The organism is Bacteroides reticulotermitis JCM 10512 (assembly GCF_000517545.1).
Lineage (GTDB): Bacteria > Bacteroidota > Bacteroidia > Bacteroidales > Bacteroidaceae > Bacteroides > Bacteroides reticulotermitis.
Genome location: NZ_BAIV01000025.1, coordinates 55,872 through 78,603, shown reverse-complemented (window position 1 = coordinate 78,603; position 22,732 = coordinate 55,872). Strand labels below are relative to the sequence as shown.

At 45.1% G+C, this 22,732-nt stretch carries 17 protein-coding genes, 1 tRNA gene and 5 pseudogenes; 12 read left to right on the top strand and 11 right to left on the bottom strand.

Features of this window, described 5'->3' with window-relative positions; translation table 11 throughout:
* The first annotated feature begins 199 nt into the window (after positions 1 to 199).
* The 4 genes and pseudogenes from JCM10512_RS14880 (at position 200) to JCM10512_RS14865 (ending at position 3,782) form a co-directional block, all read left to right on the top strand.
* Positions 200 to 938, top strand: a pseudogene (locus JCM10512_RS14880) ((Fe-S)-binding protein).
* Positions 935 to 2,320: a lactate utilization protein B gene (locus tag JCM10512_RS14875; RefSeq protein WP_044164325.1), complete on the top strand. Its 1,386-nt coding sequence runs from the start codon at positions 935 to 937 to the stop codon at positions 2,318 to 2,320. Before JCM10512_RS14880 ends, JCM10512_RS14875 begins: the two are co-directional and overlap by 4 nt.
* Positions 2,317 to 2,897 (top strand): annotated as a pseudogene (locus JCM10512_RS14870) (LutC/YkgG family protein). The gene JCM10512_RS14875 and the pseudogene JCM10512_RS14870 overlap by 4 nt, the downstream one beginning before the upstream one ends.
* 12 nt (positions 2,898 to 2,909) lie before the next feature.
* Positions 2,910 to 3,782, top strand: coding sequence for a pyridoxamine kinase (locus JCM10512_RS14865; protein ID WP_044164323.1), 873 nt, complete (start codon positions 2,910 to 2,912; stop codon positions 3,780 to 3,782).
* Between the two features lie 40 nt (positions 3,783 to 3,822).
* Here the strand turns inward: JCM10512_RS14865 and JCM10512_RS14860 are convergent.
* Positions 3,823 to 5,063, bottom strand: a pseudogene (locus JCM10512_RS14860) (carboxypeptidase-like regulatory domain-containing protein).
* The gene (locus JCM10512_RS14855) at positions 5,060 to 5,656 is read right to left on the bottom strand and encodes an RNA polymerase sigma factor (protein WP_044164379.1); all 597 of its coding nucleotides are present in this window, start codon (positions 5,654 to 5,656) and stop codon (positions 5,060 to 5,062) included. The pseudogene JCM10512_RS14860 and the gene JCM10512_RS14855 overlap by 4 nt, the downstream one beginning before the upstream one ends.
* Before the next feature lie 128 nt (positions 5,657 to 5,784).
* On the opposite strand from JCM10512_RS14855, the gene JCM10512_RS14850 reads away from it, so the two are divergent.
* Positions 5,785 to 7,659: a vWA domain-containing protein gene (locus tag JCM10512_RS14850; RefSeq protein WP_044164321.1), complete on the top strand. Its 1,875-nt coding sequence runs from the start codon at positions 5,785 to 5,787 to the stop codon at positions 7,657 to 7,659.
* Between the two features lie 174 nt (positions 7,660 to 7,833).
* Here the strand turns inward: JCM10512_RS14850 and JCM10512_RS14845 are convergent.
* The 3 genes from JCM10512_RS14845 to JCM10512_RS14835 form a co-directional block, all read right to left on the bottom strand.
* Positions 7,834 to 7,906: transfer RNA gene (locus JCM10512_RS14845), tRNA-Trp, on the bottom strand.
* 334 nt (positions 7,907 to 8,240) lie between these two features.
* The gene (locus JCM10512_RS14840; protein ID WP_044164320.1) at positions 8,241 to 8,594 is read right to left on the bottom strand and encodes an arsenate reductase family protein; all 354 of its coding nucleotides are present in this window, start codon (positions 8,592 to 8,594) and stop codon (positions 8,241 to 8,243) included.
* Positions 8,595 to 8,639: 45 nt separating this feature from the next.
* The gene (locus JCM10512_RS14835; RefSeq protein WP_044164318.1) at positions 8,640 to 9,227 is read right to left on the bottom strand and encodes a uracil-DNA glycosylase family protein; all 588 of its coding nucleotides are present in this window, start codon (positions 9,225 to 9,227) and stop codon (positions 8,640 to 8,642) included.
* Between the two features lie 159 nt (positions 9,228 to 9,386).
* Here JCM10512_RS14835 and JCM10512_RS14830 point away from each other — a divergent pair, with 159 nt between their 5' ends.
* Together JCM10512_RS14830 and JCM10512_RS14825 are read left to right on the top strand one after the other, a co-directional pair.
* Entirely contained in the window at positions 9,387 to 10,094 is a 708-nt protein-coding gene (locus JCM10512_RS14830; RefSeq protein ID WP_044164377.1) for a nucleoside-specific channel-forming Tsx family protein, read from the top strand.
* A gap of 7 nt (positions 10,095 to 10,101) precedes the next feature.
* Positions 10,102 to 11,421 (top strand): nucleobase:cation symporter-2 family protein, encoded by a 1,320-nt coding sequence (locus JCM10512_RS14825; RefSeq protein ID WP_044164316.1) that lies wholly within the window; start codon positions 10,102 to 10,104, stop codon positions 11,419 to 11,421.
* A 764-nt stretch (positions 11,422 to 12,185) separates the two neighbouring features.
* Here the strand turns inward: JCM10512_RS14825 and JCM10512_RS14820 are convergent.
* From JCM10512_RS14820 to JCM10512_RS14810, 3 genes and pseudogenes are all read right to left on the bottom strand, one after another.
* A pseudogene (locus tag JCM10512_RS14820) lies at positions 12,186 to 14,314 on the bottom strand (KamA family radical SAM protein).
* Positions 14,315 to 14,650: 336 nt separating this feature from the next.
* Positions 14,651 to 15,283: a DUF8491 family protein gene (locus JCM10512_RS14815; RefSeq protein WP_044164314.1), complete on the bottom strand. Its 633-nt coding sequence runs from the start codon at positions 15,281 to 15,283 to the stop codon at positions 14,651 to 14,653.
* 150 nt (positions 15,284 to 15,433) lie between these two features.
* Positions 15,434 to 16,081, bottom strand: a complete 648-nt coding sequence (locus JCM10512_RS14810; RefSeq protein WP_044164312.1) for an AlbA family DNA-binding domain-containing protein — start codon at positions 16,079 to 16,081, stop codon at positions 15,434 to 15,436.
* A gap of 148 nt (positions 16,082 to 16,229) precedes the next feature.
* Here JCM10512_RS14810 and JCM10512_RS14805 point away from each other — a divergent pair, with 148 nt between their 5' ends.
* The 3 genes from JCM10512_RS14805 to JCM10512_RS14795 all read left to right on the top strand — a co-directional run bounded on the left by JCM10512_RS14805 (position 16,230) and on the right by JCM10512_RS14795 (position 18,718).
* Entirely contained in the window at positions 16,230 to 16,406 is a 177-nt protein-coding gene (locus JCM10512_RS14805; protein WP_007750534.1) for a BF3379 family histone-like protein, read from the top strand.
* A 201-nt stretch (positions 16,407 to 16,607) separates the two neighbouring features.
* Positions 16,608 to 17,870 carry a putative DNA modification/repair radical SAM protein gene (locus JCM10512_RS14800; RefSeq protein ID WP_044164308.1) on the top strand — a complete coding sequence of 421 codons (1,263 nt, stop codon included), beginning with the start codon at positions 16,608 to 16,610 and terminating at the stop codon, positions 17,868 to 17,870.
* A gap of 17 nt (positions 17,871 to 17,887) precedes the next feature.
* Complete coding sequence (locus JCM10512_RS14795; protein ID WP_044164306.1) at positions 17,888 to 18,718, top strand: TIGR03915 family putative DNA repair protein; 831 nt, start codon at positions 17,888 to 17,890, stop codon at positions 18,716 to 18,718.
* Here JCM10512_RS14795 and JCM10512_RS14790 read toward each other — a convergent pair.
* On the bottom strand, positions 18,715 to 19,695 hold the full coding sequence (locus tag JCM10512_RS14790) for a lytic transglycosylase domain-containing protein (protein WP_044164303.1): 981 nt from the start codon (positions 19,693 to 19,695) through the stop codon (positions 18,715 to 18,717). The genes JCM10512_RS14795 and JCM10512_RS14790 overlap by 4 nt on opposite strands.
* 77 nt (positions 19,696 to 19,772) lie before the next feature.
* Positions 19,773 to 20,609 (bottom strand): formamidopyrimidine-DNA glycosylase, encoded by an 837-nt coding sequence (locus tag JCM10512_RS14785; RefSeq protein WP_044164301.1) that lies wholly within the window; start codon positions 20,607 to 20,609, stop codon positions 19,773 to 19,775.
* A 125-nt stretch (positions 20,610 to 20,734) separates the two neighbouring features.
* Here JCM10512_RS14785 and JCM10512_RS14780 point away from each other — a divergent pair.
* A pseudogene (locus tag JCM10512_RS14780) lies at positions 20,735 to 22,041 on the top strand (TIGR01777 family oxidoreductase).
* Between the two features lie 17 nt (positions 22,042 to 22,058).
* Positions 22,059 to 22,334: a GNAT family N-acetyltransferase gene (locus JCM10512_RS14775; protein WP_044164299.1), complete on the top strand. Its 276-nt coding sequence runs from the start codon at positions 22,059 to 22,061 to the stop codon at positions 22,332 to 22,334.
* Positions 22,335 to 22,411: 77 nt separating this feature from the next.
* On the opposite strand, the gene JCM10512_RS14770 is transcribed toward JCM10512_RS14775, so the two are convergent.
* Positions 22,412 to 22,681, bottom strand: a complete 270-nt coding sequence (locus JCM10512_RS14770) for a zinc ribbon domain-containing protein (RefSeq protein ID WP_044164297.1) — start codon at positions 22,679 to 22,681, stop codon at positions 22,412 to 22,414.
* Positions 22,682 to 22,732 lie beyond the last annotated feature (51 nt).

Genomic DNA, 22,732 nt, shown 5'->3' with positions numbered 1-22,732 from the left:
TGAATCACTTTCGTCCGAACATTTCTTCCTTTAGCCTTGTTCTTTTAGTAACTGCCCAGGCAGTAGGTGTGTGAAGCGACATCCCCGTGATGGAGACTCTGCCTGCAAACGCACAAACTTATAGACATTCGAGAAAATAACTATAAAATAAGAATCCCGGCTTTCTCATTTCCGGGAACTACGTGATAAAGTTGTAAGTATGAAAGTAGGTTTGTTTATTCCCTGTTACATCAATGCCATCTACCCAATGTCGGCGTGGCATCGTATAAGTTATTGAAAAGCCTGGGAGTGGATGTTGATTATCCATTGGACCAGACTTGTTGCGGACAGCCCATGGCGAATGCAGGTTTTGAAAATGAGTCGGCTCATCTAGCCCTCCGTTTCGATGACCTGTTCCGCGAGTACGACTACATTGTTGGCCCATCAGCAGCTGTGTGGCCTTCGTTAAAGAAAATCATCCGGGCATATTAGAGAAAGAAGGGCATTCGTGCCAGAGTTCCGGGAAGATTTACGACATCTGTGATTTTATTCATGATGTGCTGAAGCCGGATAAGATACCGGCACGCTTTCCTCATAAAGTCAGCATCCATAACAGTTGCCACGGCGTACGCGAACTGCTTATATCTGCGCCGAGCGAATTGAACATCCCCTATTACAACAAACTACGCGATCTACTCGAAATGGTAGAAGGCATCGACGTGTTCGAACCGAGCCATATCGATGAGTGCTGTGGTTTTGGCGGAATGTTTGCCGTAGAGGAGCAGGCGGTTTCCACCTGCATGGGGCGTGACAAAGTGAACGATCATATAGCCACCGGAGCCGAATACATCACCGGGGCCGACAGCTCTTGTCTGATGCATATGCAGGGAGTGATCGAACGGGAAAAGCTTCCGATAAAAATTCTTCATGTCGTAGAAATCTTAGCGTCGCAATCATGAGTACCAAACATTCAAAAGCTGCCGAGAAGTTCTTGCAGGATGGCAAGATGGCCGCATGGCACAATGAAACCCTTTGGATGGTTCGTGCCAAAAGAGATAAAATGAGTAAAGACGTTCCCGAATGGGAAGAGTTACGTGATAAAGCCTGCGAGCTGAAACTCTATTCCAACAGCCATCTGGAAGAGCTGTTGCTGGAATTTGAGCAGAATGCAACCGCCAATGGAGCCATTGTACACTGGGCGAAGGATGCCGACGAATACTGTCGAATCGTATTCGATATACTCTCCGGACATAACGTGAAGCATTTTGTGAAGAGTAAGTCGATGTTGGCCGAGGAGTGCGGACTCAATCCGTATCTGATCGATCACGGCATTGATGTCGTAGAGTCCGATCTGGGCGAACGCATCTTGCAATTGATGCATTTGGAACCGAGCCACATTGTACTTCCTGCCATCCACATCAAGCGCGAGCAAGTAGGCGAACTGTTTGAAAAGGAGATGGGGACGGAAAAAGGCAACTTCGATCCGACCTACCTGACCCATGCGGCACGTAAGAATCTTCGTCATCTGTTCTTGGGTGCCGAAGCGGCCATGACCGGTGCGAACTTCGCTGTAGCTTCTACCGGAGATATTGTTGTCTGCACGAATGAGGGGAACGCCGATATGGGAACTTCCTTCCCTAAACTGAATATTGCGGCCTTCGGAATGGAAAAGATTGTGCCGGACATGGAGGCGTTGGGCATATTTACCCGCCTATTGGCACGATCAGCCACGGGACAACCCGTCACGACCTATACTTCGCATTATCGACATCCGCGCGAAGGAGGCGAATACCATATTATTATTGTAGATAACGGGCGGAGCGCATTGCTTTCCAAGCCCGACCACATAAAGACGCTGAACTGTATCCGTTGCGGTGCTTGTATGAACACTTGCCCCGTCTACCGACGCAGTGGAGGATATTCTTATACCTATTTTATTCCCGGCCCTATCGGTATAAACCTGGGCATGGCGCACGAACCGGAGAAATACTATGATAATCTTTCCGCCTGTTCGCTGTGTATGTCTTGTTCCGATGTTTGTCCGGTAAAGGTCGATCTGGCCGAACAGATATACAAATGGCGGCAGAAACTGGATCAGCTGGGCAAGGCAAGTACAGCCAAGAAAGTGATGTCCGGCGAAATGAAATTCCTGATGGAGCGTCCCGTCCTGTTCAATGCAGCTTTGTGGGCCTCTCCGGTAGTGAACGGACTGCCGCGTTTTCTGAAATATAACAGTTTGAATGATTGGGGGAAAGGGCGTGAACTGCCGAAGTTTGCCAAAGAATCGTTCAACGAAATGTGGAAAAAGAATAAAGTACAGGGAAAGGAGGAACAGCAATGAGTAGCAAAGAAGAAATACTAGCGAGCATACGCCAACATACACAGGCGCGTTATGAAAAGCCCGATCTGGAAAGAATGGAACGCTTGGTGTACTCGGACAAGGTTGCCCAGTTTTGTACGATTAGTCGTGCAGTAGGAGGAGAAGCCGTAGTTTTGGGAGAAGGAGAAGATTTGAATGCCATTATCCGGCAAACGTATCCCGATGCCCGACGCATCGCGTCTGTGCTGCCGGAGATAACTTGCGCTACATTCAACCCCGACGATCTGGAAGATCCCCGCGAACTGGATGGAACCGATTTAGCCGTTGTCGCCGGTGAGATAGCGTTGCCGAAAATGGTGCGATATGGATACCGCAAACGGTGAAGCATAAAGCCGTCTATTTCATCTCGGAGCGATTGGTTATCCTGCTCAACAGGACACGGATCGTAGATACCATGTACGACGCATACCGCATACTGGATAAGGAAGAGTTCCGTTTTGGAGCCTTTATCTCCGGTCCATCGAAGACGGCTGATATTGAACAAGCCTTGGTGATGGGAGCGCATGGGGCCCGGGAGGTATTGGTGATTTTAAAATAAGTAATATAATATATGTACACAAACAGAGTAAAGCGCGTAGCTGCCGTCCACGATCTTTCGGGCATGGGCAGAGTCTCGTTAACGGTAGTTATTCCCATTCTTTCGTCGATGGGATTTCAGGTGTGCCCGCTGCCAACCGCCGTGTTGTCCAGCCACACGCAATATCCGGAGTTCTCTTTTCTTGATCTAACGGACGAGATGCCCCGGATTATAGCCGAATGGAAGAAGTTAGATGTGAAGTTCGATTCTATTTATACCGGTTATCTGGGATCTCCCCGGCAGGTACAGATCGTATCCGACTTTATCGATAACTTCAGTCCTGCCGATAGCTTGGTAGTGGCCGATCCGGTATTGGGAGATAATGGGCAGCTGTACACCAACTTCAATGAAGAGATGGTTCGGGAGATGCGGCAACTTATCAAGAAAGCCGATGTTGTAACGCCTAATCTGACAGAGTTCTTTTATCTGCTCGATATGCCTTACAAAGCAGAAAATACAGATGAAGAACTGAAAGAATACTTGCGTATCTTGTCAGACAAAGGACCGCAAATCGTTATTATCACCAGTGTGCCGGTATGCGGAGATCCGCATAAGACTTCCGTATATGCATACAATCGGCAAGGAGATCGTTACTGGAAAATAACTTGTCCTTACCTGCCAGCCCATTATCCGGGTACGGGTGACACTTTCACCAGTGTAATCACCGGTGCGTTGTTGCAGGGCGATAGCTTGCCGATCGCTTTAGATCGTGCCACGCAGTTTATCTTGCAGGGCATTCGCGCTACGTTTGGTTATGAATACGATAATCGGGAAGGAATCTTGTTGGAGAAAGTATTGCATAATCTCGATATGCCGATACAGAGTTCCAGCTATGAATTGATATAAATAATAGATAAGGATGTAGGTGGAGTTCTGGTAATATGTGTCAGAACTTCACCTTTATTTCTGCCTGCAAGCTACTGGTGTTCCATTTTGGACCTTCCCGTAGCAGTCTGATCGCTTCTTGATCCGCCGAATCGCATAGGCTCTTCACAACCGTGATATGAGTCGGCGTACCATCGGGCCCAATAGAGAAACTCAAGGTGACTTCTCCTTTTATATCTCGGCATTCATCCGTTGGACGAACTAGTTTCTCTTTGAGGTACTTCTGGTATTTACGCATACCGATAAGAGGTTGCGGGTCTTTCGGCTATCCGCTTCCTTGGGGTGTGCTTTTGCTATAGAACCGGTTATTGACTTTTTACTTATCTTACCGTAGCCAGTCACTACAACTTCGCTGAGTGCCATATCGCTCTCTTTCATCGCAAAGAGCATGTCCCGGTTCGAATCTACCGGCATTTCAACTGTATCATAACCGATATACCTTGCAGTCAGTTTTTGTTTTCCTTCCTGTTTGTCCAAAGTGAACTCTCCATTGACTCCGGTTACGGTTCCTATATTGGTACCTGAGTAGTTTACCGTTGCGCCGATAAGTGGTTCTCCGTAGGGGTCTTTCACAACGCCCCGGATTTTATTATCTTTAGCCATAGCTTGGAGACTGCGATTTTTCGACTGCTCCGAACTGGCTATCTCTACTTGCTTTTGGGTATCTTCTAAGATGATAGCCACTTTCTCATCCGCTGCTACTTTGTGGTTTATAGCCGGAGATGGTGAGATCGGTTCTATGACTTCTAGCTCTTCGGCGACGACACGAGCCGATTTGGTTTGTTCGGGCTTAGCTTGTGCAAGGGCCGATTTACGATCCGGTTTCTTGCTTGGAACGGACGGAGGAGTTACTCGGGCGGAATCCCGTGAACTATCTGCTAAAGTAGCCGTAGCCGTTTCCTGTTGGCGGGCCGTAGAATCCGTTTCTGTTGTAAGAACAGACTCTTGAGCAATAAATACGTCATCGGTTATGTTCTTTTTCAGGAATAGGAAATAGGTACTGATGCCGAATCCGATGACCAGACAGGCTGCAACGCTCCAAGCAATGGCATACGTGCGCTTCTTTGTCGAATGGGCAAGGATGCGTCTACGCAATTTTTCGATTTCTCGTTCATGATCTCCCTCCACTTGCTGGTACCCATCCATAGCATCGGCAAGGAAAGGGTCTTTCATCGACTCTTTTTCCAGTCGATTCGCCTCTTTCCCTTTGCGGAGTCCTCGTATGTAGTCCAATAGTTTCATAGGGTTTGCTTTTTAATACAGATTTTTAAGTTTCGCTTTCCGTTCTGGATATAGCTTTTCACATGACTCAGCGTAAATCCGGTGGCTTCCGCAACATCGGCATACGACATCTCTTCTAAAAAGAAACGCGTAATGCTGACACGTTGTTCGTCCGGCAATTGCTCCAGACAATGTTGCAAGGCCCGAAGTTGCTCTTCCGAACCATCCTCCTCACTTAATAGATGCAGAAATTCGTCCGATTCCATAACGTTGATGGCATAATCCAGCGGAATTTCTTTATTTTCTTTTCGTAAGAGCTGTAAACAATGGTTTTTAGCTACCTGATAGAGCCAGGGCTTGAACACCTTTATCTCGTATTGTTTGATTTTAGGTAGCAGATCTTCGAACAGTTGCATTACGGCATCCTGTGCGCGATCTTCATCGGATAGATATTTCAGGCAGAGTCCATACAGTAACGGGATATGTCGGTTGTATAATTCACCGAAATATTCCGTATTGCCCGACTTTGTATACTGAGAGAGTAAGTCCTCGTCCGGCAGTTTGGATATGTTTCTTCTAAAAAGCAGTTTCTTTTTGCTGTCAAAGATAGGCATAGCGATCAAGAATAACAACAAGGGAAAGAAAAATAAAAAAAAAGTTTGCCCCCGTTTATGGAATCCGGAATGTATTTGCATCTCTATAGTAAAAGCGAATAATTTGTATCATTTAAAATAATAAAGTTATGAAAACAATTCAACTCAGAGCGACGATGCTCACAATGATGTTAGTGTTAGTTGCGTTAGGAACTGCTTGGGGACAAACCCTGACGGTGAAAGGCCAGGTGACTGATGGAGCAGATGGTTCGGAAATCATTGGTTGTACCGTACAGCTAAAGGGAACTCAGCAAGTGACATTTACCGATCAATACGGCAAATATAGCATCGAGGCAAAGAAGGGAGAAACTCTTATATTCAGTTATATTGCTTATAAGAAAGAGGAGCGCGTTGTTCGGTCGGAGAAGCTGGATGTGAAGCTTCAACAAGAAGATTATGAGCTGGCAGAGTGTGTAGTGGTTGGATATGGAAGTTCTCGAAAAGCTGCAAGAACCGGAAGTACAAGGCCGATTAAAGTGACGGGAGCACTGTCCAAGAGTAAAATAGCATTTACTGCACCGGTAATTACCTACGAGCACGCGAATGCGGAAGAGTATGGTTCAATCAATGAGAATGCTTTTAAGCAGGTAGGTGACGCGCCGCTTTCCACTTTTTCAATTGATGTAGACGCGGCTTCTTATAGCAATATGCGCCGCTTTATTAATAAAGGAGAACTTCCCCCGACTGATGCCATTCGCACGGAAGAGCTTGTGAACTATTTCTCATACGATTATCCGAAGCCAATGGGAAATGATCCGGTGAAATTTAGCATAGAAGCCGGTGCTTGTCCTTGGAATACCGCACACCGTCTGGTTCGTATCGGTTTGAAGGCTAAAGAAATTCCGTCGGAAAACTTGCCGGCTTCTAATCTGGTGTTTTTGATCGATGTATCCGGTTCGATGTGGGGACCAAACCGTTTGGACTTGGTGAAGTCGTCTTTGAAACTACTTGTTAATAACCTACGTGATAAAGATAAGGTGGCGATTGTTACCTATGCGGGTAGGGCTGGTGTGAACCTTGAATCTACTCCGGGAAGTGATAAACAGAAGATACGTGAAGCGATTGATGAACTGACTGCCAGTGGTTCTACGGCTGGAGGCGAAGGTATTCTGTTAGCCTATAAAATGGCGAAGAAGAACTTCATGGCTGATGGCAATAATCGTATCATTCTTTGCTCCGATGGCGATTTTAACGTAGGAGTTTCATCTGCTGAAGGATTGGAAAAATTGGTAGAAGCCGAACGGAAGAGTGGGGTGTACCTGACGGTTCTGGGTTATGGAATGGGAAACTACAAGGACAAGAAGTTCCAGACATTGGCCGAAAAGGGGAATGGTAACCATGCCTATATTGATAATATGCAAGAAGCTAACCGGGTATTGGTGAATGAGTTCGGGTCAACGCTGCACACGGTGGCGAAAGATGTCAAACTGCAAGTAGAATTTAATCCCTCTCTCGTACAGGCTTATCGGTTGATTGGCTATGAAAGCCGCCTGTTGAAAGATGAAGATTTTAATAATGACGCCAAGGATGCCGGTGATTTGGGAGCCGGACATACGGTAACTGCCTTCTACGAAGTGGTTCCGGTGGGCGTGAAGAATACCTATGTAGGCAAAGTAGACGACTTGAAATATCAGAAAAACAAGAAGCCGTCGACTGTACAGACAACCGGATCGAATGAACTGCTGACTGTAAAGCTACGCTATAAAGATCCGGATAAATCGACAAGCAAAAAACTGGAACTTCCTTTCATTGATAGTAAGTGGGATAAAGAATCTGGTGATTTCCTATTCGCGTCTGCCGTAGCGATGTATGGGCAATTGCTTCGTGAGTCTGAATTTAAAGGAGATGCGACCTACGAAAAGGTGATTGACTTGGCTAAACAAGGATTGAATAATGACGATAAGGGATATCGCCGCGAGTTCATCCGCTTGGTTGAGGCTACCAAAGGGTTGGAACGGAAATAAAGAATTGAGAAGAAGGCGTTGCTGGTAATGTCTATAGATAATGGAATAGCCCAAACAACGTCTTTCACTCCTTCTCTCACAGATGTTGTTATTCATCAGGTTGATGCCTCACTCGAGCAAGGCCTGAAAAGACAAAAGCAGTTGTAAGTAAATGACTTACAACTGCTTTTGTTGCACGGGAGGAGAGGCTCGAACTCCCGACACCTGGTTTTGGAGACCAGTGCTCTACCAACTGAGCTACTCCCGTATTTGCGGCTGCAAAGGTAGTCGAAAGTTCTGAACTCGCAAGCTATTTGACAAATAAGTTTTCAAGAATTGAAGAAATCCATTTCTCGGCTCTCTCTTCTGGGGCGGGTGATGAGTTTCCGACAACCGTAGGATCAGCTGTTCCTTTTCATTACTTTCTGCGGCTGTTGATTGGATAACTCACTCATACAAAGCATACAAGCTTTTCAAACAAACGCTTCATCCATTCGCAGAGAATGCGGTAGTTGTCTGTTTTCCCCGAAGTGTGCGACAGCTTCTTCGAGGAGAAACAGTTATTATGTCGGCACGAAAAGTTATCCGCTCCCCGGGATAAACTATTTAAGCCTTGCCCATTCGTCAGTTTTGAAGCCAACTAAAACAAAGTCTTCGGCTACGATCAGCGGGCGTTTTACCAGTTTGCCGTTGGTCGCGAGCAAAGCAATTTGCTCCTCCTCACTCATCGTTGGTAGTTTATCTTTGAGATTAAGCTCCTTGTATACAACGCCACTGGTATTGAAAAACTTCCGTATCGGCAGACCGCTGCGTGGAATCCAGGCTTTCAACTCTTCGACCGTGGGGTTTTCGTCAACAATCAGGCGACTGGTGTACGCTACTTTATTTTCTTCCAGCCACTTCTTGGCTTTTTGACAAGTGCTGCAAGCGGGGTATTGTAAGAATACTGTTTTCATTTCTATCTGATCTTTTAAAAGTTAATACATTCTATTACTATCGATTTACAACATCTGCAAATCCTGGTACATGATGCGGTAGGCGGCGGCTTTCTTCTCCAATGCCAACGGATATGCTCTGGAGGAAGAAGGCATTCGGTACAATCGCATCGGGCGTTCTGCGAACCTGAATTCGGAGAAATCGCCTACCTTGGGTTCTTCTACATCAAATTGTTGACGGAGTGTGTCGGTAGCTTTCTGTCCCGTGGTGACAATCGCTTTGCACTCCGGCAGTTGGCTGAGCAGTCCTGCGATATCCGTGGGCTGAACCACTTCCAGAAACTTATCCGAAGCATTATCTTGTAACCGGCGGATAGACGAGGCTGTGTCGAAAAGAGCGATTCCTTGCGCATTCAGAAAGTCGATAATCTCTTCCCGGCAGAAAGCTTTCAGCGTTTCATTCAGAAAATGATTCTTATCCTTGAAGAAAAGCAACCCGGTAATACGCCACATATCGTTGTTCAGGTTGGGATAGTAGAAGTCCATCGACCATCGCTTCCTTTGCGGCGGAAAGCTGCCCAGCATAAGCAGCTTGGCGTTGGAAGGGAGGAAAGGCTCGAGCGGGTGCTTCTCTATTTCTATATTCGTTTCCATGGAGGGTTGTTATTTATTGTTTTTACAAAAGTACGAATCCAATTTGTTTCCGGCAAGATAGGTATTAAAAAAGCTACTCCTAAAAAACTTGTGCCAGAATACCTGCATATCTGTTTATTTAACTATTTTTGCACTTCATTTAACCACGTATATTTAATCATGAAGAAAGTTATTACCGCTTTTACGCTGTGCATGCTGTTTCTGAGCATGCCAAACCTATGTGCCCAAAACATTCAGTTGCACTACGATTTCGGACGTTCCTTGTACGATAAGGATTTGAAAGGACGTCCCTTGTTAACTTCTACCGTCGAAAAGTTTCATCCCGACGCTTGGGGTAGTACTTTCTTCTTTGTCGATATGGACTATACGTCCGAAGGCGTTGCATCGGCTTATTGGGAGATTGCCCGTGAATTGAAATTCTGGAAAGGCCCTTTCTCCGCGCATCTTGAATACAATGGCGGTTTGGCTAAAGGATTCTCCTATAATAACGCTTATCTGGGAGGAGCCACTTACACGTACAACAATGAATCTTTTTCTAAGGGCTTTTCTGTTTCGGCAATGTACAAGTACATCCAGAAACATAAATCGCCTAACAACTTTCAGTTGACCGGAACCTGGTATGTGAACTTCAGCAACAAACTGCTGACCTTTACAGGGTTTGCCGACTGGTGGCGTGAAGAAACCAATTACGGTAAAACAATATTCTTGGCCGAACCGCAGTTCTGGGTAAATCTGAACCGCATCAAGGGAGTGAATAAAGACTTCAACTTAAGTGTGGGAACGGAGGTAGAACTGAGTAATAACTTTGGCGGACGTGATGGCTTTTATACCATTCCGACGTTGGCCTTGAAATGGACTTTAAATTAAGATACGGATGAAAACTGATTTGATTTACGGTGTAGAAGATCGTCCGCCGTTTAAAGATGCTTTCTTTGCTGCCTTGCAGCATTTGCTCGCTATTTTTGTAGCCATCATTACGCCTCCTCTCATTATCGCGGGTGCCTTGAAGCTGGATGTGGAGAAAACGGGCTTTCTGGTATCCATGGCGCTTTTTGCCTCGGGAATATCCACATTTATACAATGTCGCCGGTTCGGTGCTTTAGGCTCGGGATTGCTTTGTATTCAGGGAACTAGCTTTTCGTTCATCGGCCCTATCATAGCTACCGGATTAGTAGGCGGATTACCGCTGATCTTCGGCGTGTGTATGGCAGCGGCTCCCATCGAAATGATTGTAAGCCGCACGTTTAAGTATTTGAGAAACATCATTACGCCGCTTGTTTCGGGTATTGTTGTGCTGCTGATCGGGTTAAGCCTGATTAAAGTAGGTGTTGTCTCCTGTGGCGGTGGTTATGCGGCGATGGAAAACGGCACATTCGCTACCTGGGAAAATCTAACGATTTCAGGGGTGGTTTTGTTAAGCGTATTGTTCTTCAATCGTTGCAAAAGCAAATACCTGCGCATGAGTTCCATCATATTAGGGCTGTGTCTGGGTTACGGACTTGCCTTTGCACTGGGTAAAGTGGATATGAGTGGGCTTGACACCGGATTGTTGATGAGCTTTAATGTGCCTATGCCCTTTAAATACGGACTCGATTTCAATATCTCCTCCTTCATCGCTATCGGATTAGTTTACTTGATTACGGCAATTGAAGCAACAGGCGATATCACCGCCAATTCGATGATTTCCGGTCTGCCTATTGAAGGAGACCAGTATGTGAAGCGTGTGTCGGGAGGTGTTTTGGCTGATGGGTTCAACTCCTTCGTATCGGGTATGTTCAATGCGTTTCCCAATTCTATTTTCGCGCAGAACAATGGTATTATTCAGCTGACCGGCGTGGCCAGCCGTTATGTAGGCTATTACATTGCCGCGATGTTGGTATTGCTGGGCTTGTTCCCGATTGTGGGAGCTGTCTTTTCCCTGATGCCCGGTCCGGTATTGGGCGGTGCTACCTTATTAATGTTCGGAACAGTTGCTGCTGCGGGAATACGTATTATCTCTTCTCAGCAAATCGGACGCAAAGAAACGTTGGTATTGGCGGTCAGCCTCTCGTTGGGGCTGGGTGTTGAGTTGATGCCGGATGTTTTGCAACAAGCTCCCGAAGGTATTCGCAGTATCTTTTCTTCGGGAATTACGACCGGAGGGTTGACGGCTATCATTGCTAATATCGTGATACGGGTGAAAGAAGAGAGCTGATCGGTATAAAAACTGAGCGAATAGTCTTTCAAAAATACATAGTCGTTTGAATGTAAAGGACGACTTCTTGTTTCAATAGGCGTGTGGCAGCAGTTTTGCAGTCACACGCTTGTTGTATATCCTCGATAAAATGAAGCCGTACATGGTGCGAAATCTACCTAAAATAGATGAGAGATCCCTCAAAAAGGATGAGAGATAGACTAAAAAAGAGGCGAAAATAGGAGGAAATGATGAGAGATACCCCTTTTAGAAAACATCTCTCATTCTGTATTGCATTGATCCATTGATGATTAATCCTTAAATGATGAGACCATGAGAGATGAAATATTTTTTCTTGTAGGGGAGATGCAAGTACTGAGCGGTCGATCTCATCCGAATGCCTGAGACATTCAGGCTAAATATCCAAAGGAAATCCATCTATCCGCTGCATTCGATCCGAAAGTATGCGTATCTATATGTAAAATAAAGACTGTTTGCGAATGGTGCTGAATTATGACAGCTTGATTTTCCGTCACAACTCTGCCACGTTGGCTTTCACCAACTTTACTTCCAACGAATCAGTCGCTTAACTATGCTTTGTGACAGGTGACAGGGAGCTTATCGAAAACGAAATTCTGAGAGCGGAGAACCGGATGCCTAGAGGATGTGCGAAGGCATTCTGCTTGTGGCTAGTTTTTCATTACTGGGCTTCATTCTATCAATTGGTATTCGATCTATCCTGTAGAACCGGATACCAATTTATAGATGGAAGCCCTTTTAATGTATCAGAGCGCGAGATTACTCACTGCTTCTGTGGGTTGGAATGGAAATTCGGGATAGTCATACAAACTGAAACGCGGTTCGGTTTCGCCATTTGTATACATCCAGATTGACGCATAATCTTCGGGATCTTCGCCCATCTGTCCCAATTGGCGCAAATAGGCAGCCAACGATTTGTTTTCTACAATGTAGATCTGTCCCATCTGATTGATGATTGGGCTGTGGCGGCGCGTGCCGTCATGTTCGAAGCGAAGAATACGCTTACCCTCCTCGGTAAGTCCTACCAACTGGAAGGTCATGCTTTTACCAATAGCCGGAAGGTTTAACACGCTTCGGTCTGTGGCTAAGAAAGGCAATTGATGCTTTTTCATGAACCGACGGATGCGACTGGCGACATCTTCTTTCGATTCTTGCTGGGCATCAGTTCGGGTTTCGAGCAACTCGTACAATTCCCCAGCTTGTTCCTCCGACATGTTGCCGTAACACTTTTCTTCCTGCTGTTCCTGAATGGAACGGGCATTGGGAGCGAATACGGTATAGTTCTCATTGAATCCTTTCACCGAGAATGTGTAGTAGCAAACCACGCCTAATGAGTTCAACAGTTGGCGAAGTCGGGTGGTGTGTCCGCGACGAGAGGCTGCGACCGTATAAACCAATTGGTTGGTAATCAACCAACCTGCCGAAAGAACTTTCCGAATAGCCTCTTGAGCTTCCGGGGTTACTTCCAACGGTGTTTGGAAATGCGTTTGGATAATGAATTGTTTGACACCAATACGAGATGCTTTTTCTTTAAATTCCCGTAGGATATCAACCAGCTCATCATTGATTCGCATCGGTAAATACGCCAATAAGCGCGACCCGAGGCGTACCCGTTGAAGCTCTGCATACTTTTCTCCCTCCGGTCTGTTCAGATTCACTTTCTGTTTGCGGAAAGCCATCCGGTATACGGCTTCGAGTATGTTACGCAAGGTTTTGTTTTGGCTCATCAACGCGTCTCCTCCTGTAATGAGAATATCCCTCAATTGGGTGTCTTCTTCAAAATAGGTCATCAGTCGCCGCAGTTTATGATCCCACGTCTCTTTAGGAAGCAATGACTCGAATTCGAAGTTGAGGCGTTGGCTTTGAAAATCATACATTCGTTGGCAAGAAGCGCATAAGCTCCACAAGCACGTCCCATGGTGTCGGGAATCAGAATGGCAACTTCGGGGTAACGTCGGTGAATGTTGTTTCCGTCAGGTAAAAGCCAGCCGGCTGCGTTGGGTTCGCCCGGTTTTACGATATCTTCTTTCTCCCAAGCAACAATGTCTCCGTATGTTTCCACCAATCGGGGAGAGTACAGAATGTAGCTTCGGATAGCCTCATCGTCATATCCTTCGGCAGTGGGGTTGAGCAGAGATAAATAGTACGGAGTGGCAAAGAACGGCATACCTTTCTTGCGGGCAAGGAGAAGCAGATACATGGTTTCCGATGAGAGTGAATTCCCTAAGAAACGATTCAGTTCTGTCGGGCTCTTTATCGCCATAGCAAGGTGAAAACGAAAATCATTCCACCATTCGTTAACCGATTGGTATTTCTCTTCGTAGTTCATTCCTTCTTCGAAGTGGAAACGTGCAGAAGGTTTAGACTTCCGGTTCTCTATTTTCTGGATCAGCAGATGCAACATCCGTTCTTTATTCTCTTCGCGTATCAGACGTACGTCTTTATCCAGCCCGGTAACCCATCGGTCGCTGCGGATTTTAATTCTTTGTGGGGAGAGTGCCGGAGTCTCTTCTCCACCCAGACGCTCGAATAACTGAAATAGTTCAATAAACAGATCGGTGGGTGTTTCCATATCTTTCAATGTCCCTTTGAGGAACTGATAGAGTAGCTGAATAGTCTGTACCGACATATCTTCTCCGGTAGATAATTCATGAACCACTTGTCCGTCATAGTGCAATAAAAGTCGAATTTGCTCTCTTGCCTTTTCAGCGGCTGAACCTTCTACCTGATAAGCGTCTACATATTGAAGTAGGGAGTTTTTGAAGTCTTCCACCGAAGTACTTCTTTCCACCATTTCAGCTATTTGGGGCATTTCCTGATAGTAGATGTTTTTTAACTGTGAAAGAGTAAGAGCAAGCATTTTCTTTTGTTTCATAAGCAAGTTGTTTTAATCGGTTGGTTTAATCAACAGAGTTTTTTCCATATTTATAGTCCCCTGATATTCGCCGGATAGTAAGTGGTGTACTTATTCCCGGTATCCAGTTGAGCGAGTTGTTCTGAGCATTGTTATCCTGTGGGCTAGTAATTGGGGGGATTAGCGTAGCCGGACAGATGCGATACTGAATATTTCGGAACGATTTCTTTCTTTAATAAAGGTAGCCGAAAGAAAAAGTACTTAAAGATAATAAAAAAAGCGAAAGAATTAATCTTTCGCTCCCTATATCATGCAATTCTTTACGAATCTTTCTTTTAAAATAACATTCTACCGCTGTTATTTTTTCGGTTCGGTGTCAGCGTCCTTGCGTTTGGGTTCTTTTTTGGCAAGAATGATAATGTGGTAAACGTAGTCCGTCATCCATTGTTCCGAGTAGCCTAACCGTTCTTTATATTGGCGCACGGCAGCCGCAGTCTTATGTACATCATCTGCTTTCCATACCAGCTTCGTGCAAACATCATGCACCGTTTTCTGTGTCATTCCATACAGGGCTTTCTTGAAAATAGAAGGCAGACGGAACTTCCACTGCATCAGATTACCCATCAGCATCATCAAATCGTTGGAAAATCCTTGATACATGAATAGGTATGTTTGGATATCGTTTTGTGTGCGGCAATTGCGTTTCACGGAAGCATCGATCTCTTTGAAGAATGACTCGTTGAGTCCGTAGTCTTGCATTAGCATTTTGCGCGAAGCGGCTTTTTCCGCTAGTCCTAACTTTCCACCTTGTGTCGGTATCTTGAATAATCGCTTAAAGTTGGCTACATCCGGTAAAAAGCGAATGTTGGTAATTCCCAGATTAGCTGCGATAACTGATTGAAAGTAAACGCGAGTCAATGATATGAAGTCTTCTACGTTACCGACTTTAGTTTCATCAGTCTTTTTCTTGAATAAATCAAATAAACCCATTGTATTAATTACGGTATTATAAGTTACGAATGATATACTTTTGACGGATTGGACATGGAATCTTCGAGACTCCACAGTTTCTCATCGCTGCAAAGGTACGAAAAACGTTGGTTTTCACCAACAATTTATTACGGATATGCTGGAGCGGAGTTATTCCTTTTTTATTCTGAATTGAAATTTATGGTTTTCGAATACCGGCTCTATTATATCATAGCGGATAAATTTAGCGAGCAAATGCTCTGCGGCTCGGCGTGAACTTTTGCTTAGGCGGCAATATTGGTTGAGTGATAAGGATTGGCCTTGTTTAAGCAATTCCAGTAATAGTTGTTCGCGTTCGGTATAATGGGTGAGCTCTCCGCGAGAACTACCGCTTTGTTGCCATACCCGCAAATGGACAGGCGTAGCTAATATATTTTCATCATGGATGCGTAAATAAGCTAATAACTTGCCGCTTTCGTCTTTGGCATAGATGGGTTTTTGTAAGCTTTCTTCTATTTGGACTAACAACACCTGTCTACCCTCTACAATATACGTATACATGGTATAATTCACCTCCGGGCTACAATACATTTGTGCAGCGGCTTCGATCATATACTTTTCCTCTTCAGAACGTACACCGGCTATTTTTCCATTGTCTTTAACTCCAATAAGTAGCCGGCCTCCGTTGGTATTTGAAAAGGCAGAAAGTGTTCGTGCGATTTTTCGCGCATCGGAAATCTCAAATTTAAAATCTTGCTGTTGGTGCTCTCCTTCAGCAATCAGGCTATGTACGTAATCAGCGTCTGTAAGCGGTTTCATGTCGACAAAGGTAGATAAAAAACACGAATCTGTCTTTTTTTGAATATTTTTCGCAGATTAGTTCAAAAAAAAAAGTTGTTTTTTACTGTTTATTTCAGGAAAGAATGTATTTTTGCCCATCATTATTAACGAAAAAATAAAAAGGATTATGAAAGAATTGGTAGAAAAAGTAGCAGCTCTCTATGCTGACTTCGCAAAAGATGCTAACGCTCAGATTGAAAACGGTAACAAAGCAGCAGGAACTCGTGCTCGTAAAGCTTCTTTGGAAATTGAAAAAGCAATGAAAGAATTCCGTAAAGCATCTTTGGAAGCTTCTAAAAAATAAGAATTAGAAGTCTACTAAGATATTAAGAGAAAACAAGGGCTATCTTTATTAAAGATAGCCCTTAGTGTTTTTTTACCTTTTTATGTCGGTGGTGTGTCATGTTCTTTTATTGAAAGTCTTTTTTATATTTTAATAAGGTAGCAGAATGATTTACCAACGGAAATAAACACTATATTTGCGACTCTAAATTCTACTTGAGTCATGAATGAAAACGTCCTTGCTAAACTGAAGGTTCTTGCTGAATCAGCTAAGTATGACGTCTCTTGCTCTTCTAGCGGTACGGTGCGCTCTAATAAAAAGGGTACATTGGGTAATACGGTAGGAGGTTGGGGGATCTGTCACAGTTTTGCTGAAGACGGACGCTGCATTTCATTGCTTAAGATAATGCTAACCAATTATTGTATATACGACTGTGCTTACTGTATCAATCGCCGTAGTAATGATTTGCCACGCGCTACTTTTGCTGTTTCTGAATTGGTGGAATTAACCATCGAGTTCTATCGACGGAATTATATCGAAGGACTTTTCCTGAGTTCCGGTGTTGTTCGCAGCCCCGATTATACAATGGAAAGGCTCGTACGTGTAGTAAAAGACCTGCGCTTAGTGCATCGGTTCAATGGGTATATTCATTTGAAGAGTATTCCCGGAGCCAGCCGCGAACTTGTTAATGAGGCGGGGCTCTATGCCGACCGCCTGAGTGTAAATGTAGAAATCCCTAAAGAAGAGAATCTAAAGCAACTCGCACCTGAGAAGGATCATAAAAGCGTCTTCGCTCCAATGAAGTACATTCAACAGGGGGTGCTGGAGAGTAAAGAGGAGAGACAGAAATTTCGACACGCTCCACGCTTCGCACCTGCCGGGCAGAGTACACAGATGATTGTAGGCGCTACTCCTGAAACGGATAAAGACATTCTGTCTTTGTCGTCCGTATTGTATCAGGCTCCCACCATGCGACGGGTTTATTACTCGGGATACATCTCTGTGAATACCTACGACAAACGTCTGCCGGCATTGAAGCAACCACCGCTCGTGCGGGAGAATCGACTCTATCAGGCTGACTGGCTGATGCGTTTCTATCAGTTTAAAGTCGATGAGATTGTGGACGACGCTTATCCGGATTTAGATCTCGAGATCGATCCGAAGCTTTCGTGGGCCTTGCGGCATCCCGAGCAATTCCCTATTGATATAAATAAAGCAGACTATGAATTGATCTTGCGTGTTCCGGGCATCGGTGTAAAGTCTGCTAAACTCATTGTCGCTTCGCGCCGCTTCTCTCGACTGGGACAGTATGAACTGAAGAAGATTGGCGTGGTAATGAAAAAAGCGCAATACTTTATTACGTGCAATGAGTTGCCCATGAAAACTCTTCATGAGTTATCTCCACAACGCGTACGTACTCTTCTACTTCCCAAACCGAATAAAAAGATTGATGAAAATCAATTAGTTCTTAACTTCGGCGACTGACCGGTAAACTCTTCCGTATGACCGTCTTTATCTATGATCGTACTTTTGATGGTTTGCTAACGGCTGTCTTCGACGCCTACTTCCGCAAAACATTTCCCGATGCCCTTTTGTCGGATGGAGATTCTTTGCCCTTATTTTGCAGTGAAACCCATACGGTGATTACCGATGAGGAGAAAGCAATGCGGGTGTGGCGTGGATTACAGAAAAAGATATCTCGCTCCGCATTGAATTGCCTGACCCAGAGTTGGCTGTCGGAACTCCCGGAAGTGGGGATGCTTCTGTTTCGTTATATTCGGAAGGCCATTGATTCACCTCGTTCCATTGAAACCAACTTTGCCGATCCGGACGTACTTGAACTTGCTCAGATCTGGAAGAAGGTAGATTGGGAGCGCACGCGTATGTTGCAGTTCGTTCGTTTCCAGAAAGCAGCCGACGGAACATTCTTCGCCGTTTTCGATCCGCAGTATAATGCGTTGCCACTTACTATTGAACATTTTAAAGACCGCTTTGCCGATCAGAAGTGGGTTATTTATGATATGAAGCGGCGTTACGGCTTTTATTATGACCTGCAAGAAGTGGTTGAAATCTCTTTTGAGGATGGAAGCCGCGAGGCTCATCTCATCACAGGTATGCTCGATGAGAGCCTGATGGATGAGGACGAGAAGTTATTCCAACAGCTCTGGAAGACCTATTTTAAAGCAATATCCATTAAAGAGCGTGCGAACCCTCGCAAGCACAAACAAGACATGCCCGTCCGTTACTGGAAATACTTAACGGAGAAACAGGCTGATCTTGCTTTTACTCTTACGTATCGAATGTTTGTTGGGGTACCCCAAAGAACTGATTAATCCGTTACCCACTCCTTATTATATGCTACCGTCTTTTTAGGATCGTAATTCATGCCCTCTTGGGTCGGGATGCTCAGTACATAAGTCTTTCCGCTGTTGTTTTGGAGTGTATGCTCTCTCAACCAAGGATTCATGTCGCGAAGTTGCGCGTAGTTAATTCCCTGCTGTTGCGCGTACTCATCCAGGCTGCTGATCGGAGTTGTAACTGTGATATCTTTGCACGGAATAGGCGGATATAAATCTTCACTCTTTAGCAAAAAACCGTATCGTTGCGGGTTGCTGAGTACCTCTTTGGCGGCTAACAGGCGAAACATATAGCGAGAAGTCTCTTCTACCAACCAAAGATCCATGGTGTGATCGGCCAACTGCTTATCTAATTGAGAAGTTATCCGCCCCTGTCCTGCATTATAGGCAGCGGATACGGAAATCCAGTCTCCATATTTGGCATATGCCTGCTTGAAATACTTGCAAGCGGCAACAGTCGCTTTCTCAATATGGTAACGTTCGTCTACGTTATCGTTCACTTCGAGTCCGAACTCACGGCCGGTAGCGGGCATAAACTGCCACAAACCGGCGGCCCCTGACGGAGAACGTGCAATAGTGTTGAGGCTGCTCTCGATGACCATCAAATACTTAAAGTCATCCGGAATCCCGTTTGCTTTGAGTATAGGTTCTACCACGGGGAAGAAGCGGTTGGCACGTTTGACTAGTAACATCGTGGTGGAGTGCATATAGGTGAACGCCATCATTTCACGGTCCATACGTTCGCGTCGATCGTATCGGCGGAGATCGACTTTCTCACCATCGAAAACGACCTCCAAAGGTACAGTTGGAGGAGCTACACAATAGGGAACTTCTGACTTAACCGTATGCGGCTCGTGTATTTGTGTGCTGCCTATCAGCATGGGGATCGTGGCGCCGATGCAAACGGCTAGTATGAGTGTGAGGATATAGTTGAATCGATTTAGCTTCTTCATGACTTTGTTTTCGTTTAAAAATGACTACTCTAATTTATAGCTTTGATAATTTCCCTCGAAGGAGGGCGAGGCAAAGGTTATAAAACCTGGCAACCTCTGCAATAGTAAATGCTGCCGCCAAGATAATTCTCCTTCACGATTGCTTCTCCACAACGGGGGCAGGATGAGCCGGCGGTATCTTTAGACAAACAGGCCTCGTATTTGCCACTGGTACCGAATAAATCTGTTTCAGTGTTTCGTCCGCCTTGCCGGTAGATATCGCTCATCGTTTCTTTGACTTGATAGAACAACTGTTCCCGTTGCGCTTCAGTCAGTTCGGCTATTTTCTTTTTAGGATGGATATGCGTATGATAAAGAATATCTTGCAGAACTCCGTTTCCTAATCCTGGAATCCTTTGTTCTGTAGCCAGAAAAGCTTTCGCTGATTTCTTTTGCGCGCTTTCATCGTTAATGAGTTGGAGAAAATGCTTCTTGCTAAACGCATCCGAGAGCACTTGCGGTTTACTTCTGGCTGCTTCGTAATACGCTGAGAGCTTACCGTTAATTGCATTTTTCTCATAACACATCATTCCGCCATACATTCGTATCGAAGCTACGAGGCAACTCTCATCTTCAAAGCCGATGAGAAGTTGGTGTTTGGCAGGCAGCTTTTCGCCGGGTGCGTAATAGCGCAGATTGACTCCGTCGGTCAGAACCAATACCCGGTCGGCTATGGTTATTTCAACCATTCCTCCCTGCGACTGCGCACTGTCGATGGTCTTTCCCAGTAGCCATTCGGCGTATTTTTCGGGATCGTCGGAGAACCAGGCAAACTTGTGTGGAGTGAATAAGGCAAATACGTTGGTGATCAGTTTTCCTTTGACGGTATTATTTAATTGCTCGCATAAATAACGGGCTTCGGGAGCTTCAATCATATGTTTCTAGATAAAGTTTATGAATGTTGTAATTCTGCAAATATAACTTCATTTTGACTCTTCAAAGAACTTTTCTTGCATTTTATATGTTTTTCTAATAGAGTTTAAAGGAAAAATAGAGAGAGATGAATATTGGAATGACCGGGGCTACCGGATATATAGGCAAACATCTGTCCGCTTATCTGTCAGAGAAGGGTGGACATCAGATTATCCCTTTGGGACGTTCCATGTTTCGTGAAGGGATGTCCGGGCGTTTGAGTCAGACTTTGGCTAATTGCGAGGTTGTGATCAATTTGGCAGGCGCTCCTATTAATAAGTGTTGGACAGCAGCGTACAAAAGACAATTGTTCGAGAGTCGTATTGGAGTAACCAATCGGCTTAATCGGGCGTTGAGTTCACTTACGCGTAAACCCAAACTGTTGATTTCCGCTTCTGCCGTAGGTATTATCCAACCATTGGCGAGGTGGATGAATATACGCAAACCCGTGGGGAAGGCTTTTTATCCGATCTTTGTTATGCCTGGGAAAAGGAAGCCAAACGCTGTCCGTCCTCTACACGGCTTGTTATTACCCGCTTTGGGGTAGTACTTTCGCCCGATGGAGGAGCCATGCGGCAAATGATCCGTCCGCTGAAAATGACCAAAGCTTCTGTGGCTATAGGGCCGGGCACACAGGTATTTCCCTGGATTGATATTCGGGATCTTTGCCGGGCTATGTTATTGTTTATCGAGAACGAAGCTTTGCAGGGCGTATTCAACCTAGTTGCTCCGCAACAAGTTACGCAATATGACTTTGCCCGTGCTTTAGGAAAAGCGTATGGTGCTTGGATGACTCTGATTGCGCCTCAGGCTGTCTTCCGATTGATTTACGGGGAAGCTTCTTCTTTCCTGACTTCGGGGCAGCGTGTTCGTCCGACTCGTTTGCTGGAAGCGGGGTTTGATTTCTCAGTCGCTAGCCTGAACGATCTTTTTCAAGGCCTGGATAATTCCACCATTGACGAACTTGATTTGCAGCGATATATGGGGAGGTGGTATGAAATAGCCCGCTTCGATCATCGATTTGAGCGAGGGTTGATGGGCGTAACCGCTACGTACAGCCTGCGTTCCGACGGGAGTATTCGGGTGGAGAATAAAGGATATAAGCCGCATACTCCTTATGACATCTGCAAAACAGCGGTGGGACATGCCAAAATACCCGATCCGGCACAACCGGGTAAACTGAAAGTCTCTTTCTTTCTGAACTTCTACTCGGATTATTATATAATGGAGTTGGATCGAGAGAATTATGCGTATGTTCTTGTGGGAAGCAGTTCGGATAAGTATCTTTGGATATTGAGTCGGACCCCTCAGTTGCCCGAAGAGGTGAAAACTAAATTAGTAGCTATCGCTGATCGACGTGGGTACGATACGACACGTTTGCAGTGGATTCAATAACGATAAAATGGAATATTATGGATTACAAGATCATTCATCAGCCCGAACAAAATATGTTCAAGACAGAAGTCGACGGTCGTACAGCTTTTGTACAATACCGCTTGTTGGGAAACTACTTCGATATTATTCACACCATTGTTCCCAAACCCATTGAGGGGCGAGGGATTGCTTCTGCTTTGGTCAAAGCCGCTTATGCGTATGCAATAGCTAACGGTATGATACCGAAAGCAACCTGCTCTTATGCGGTGACGTGGCTTGAGCGGCACCCTGAAATGAACACTGCTGCCGAATAAGCATACATACCATAAGCTGTATCCTCTCTTTGAGAGGAGCAGCTTTCAAGGTTGCCAGAAAGTTAGAAGAGTTTTTTTTACTGTTGCCACCGCTTTAGCTGTGGAAAGAACTTTCTCATCGCTTCAATCGCTTCTTCCCGGGTATATTTTATCTCTGAATCTTTATTGAACTCATCGAGGTATTCTACATTGTGCAGAATCATTTCGTCCATGGTACATTCCAACGTAAAACGTCCGTTCGCATAGCAATAGTGACAATAGTCTTCGTTCAGACTGCCGTCTGCTTCTTTACCAAATGTGGAGCTGTCTATCGGCATCGCACAACTTTGACAATTCTTTTGTTTCATATCCTATTTGTATTACTGAATAAATAAAGTCCTCAATTGCGTTCATCGCAT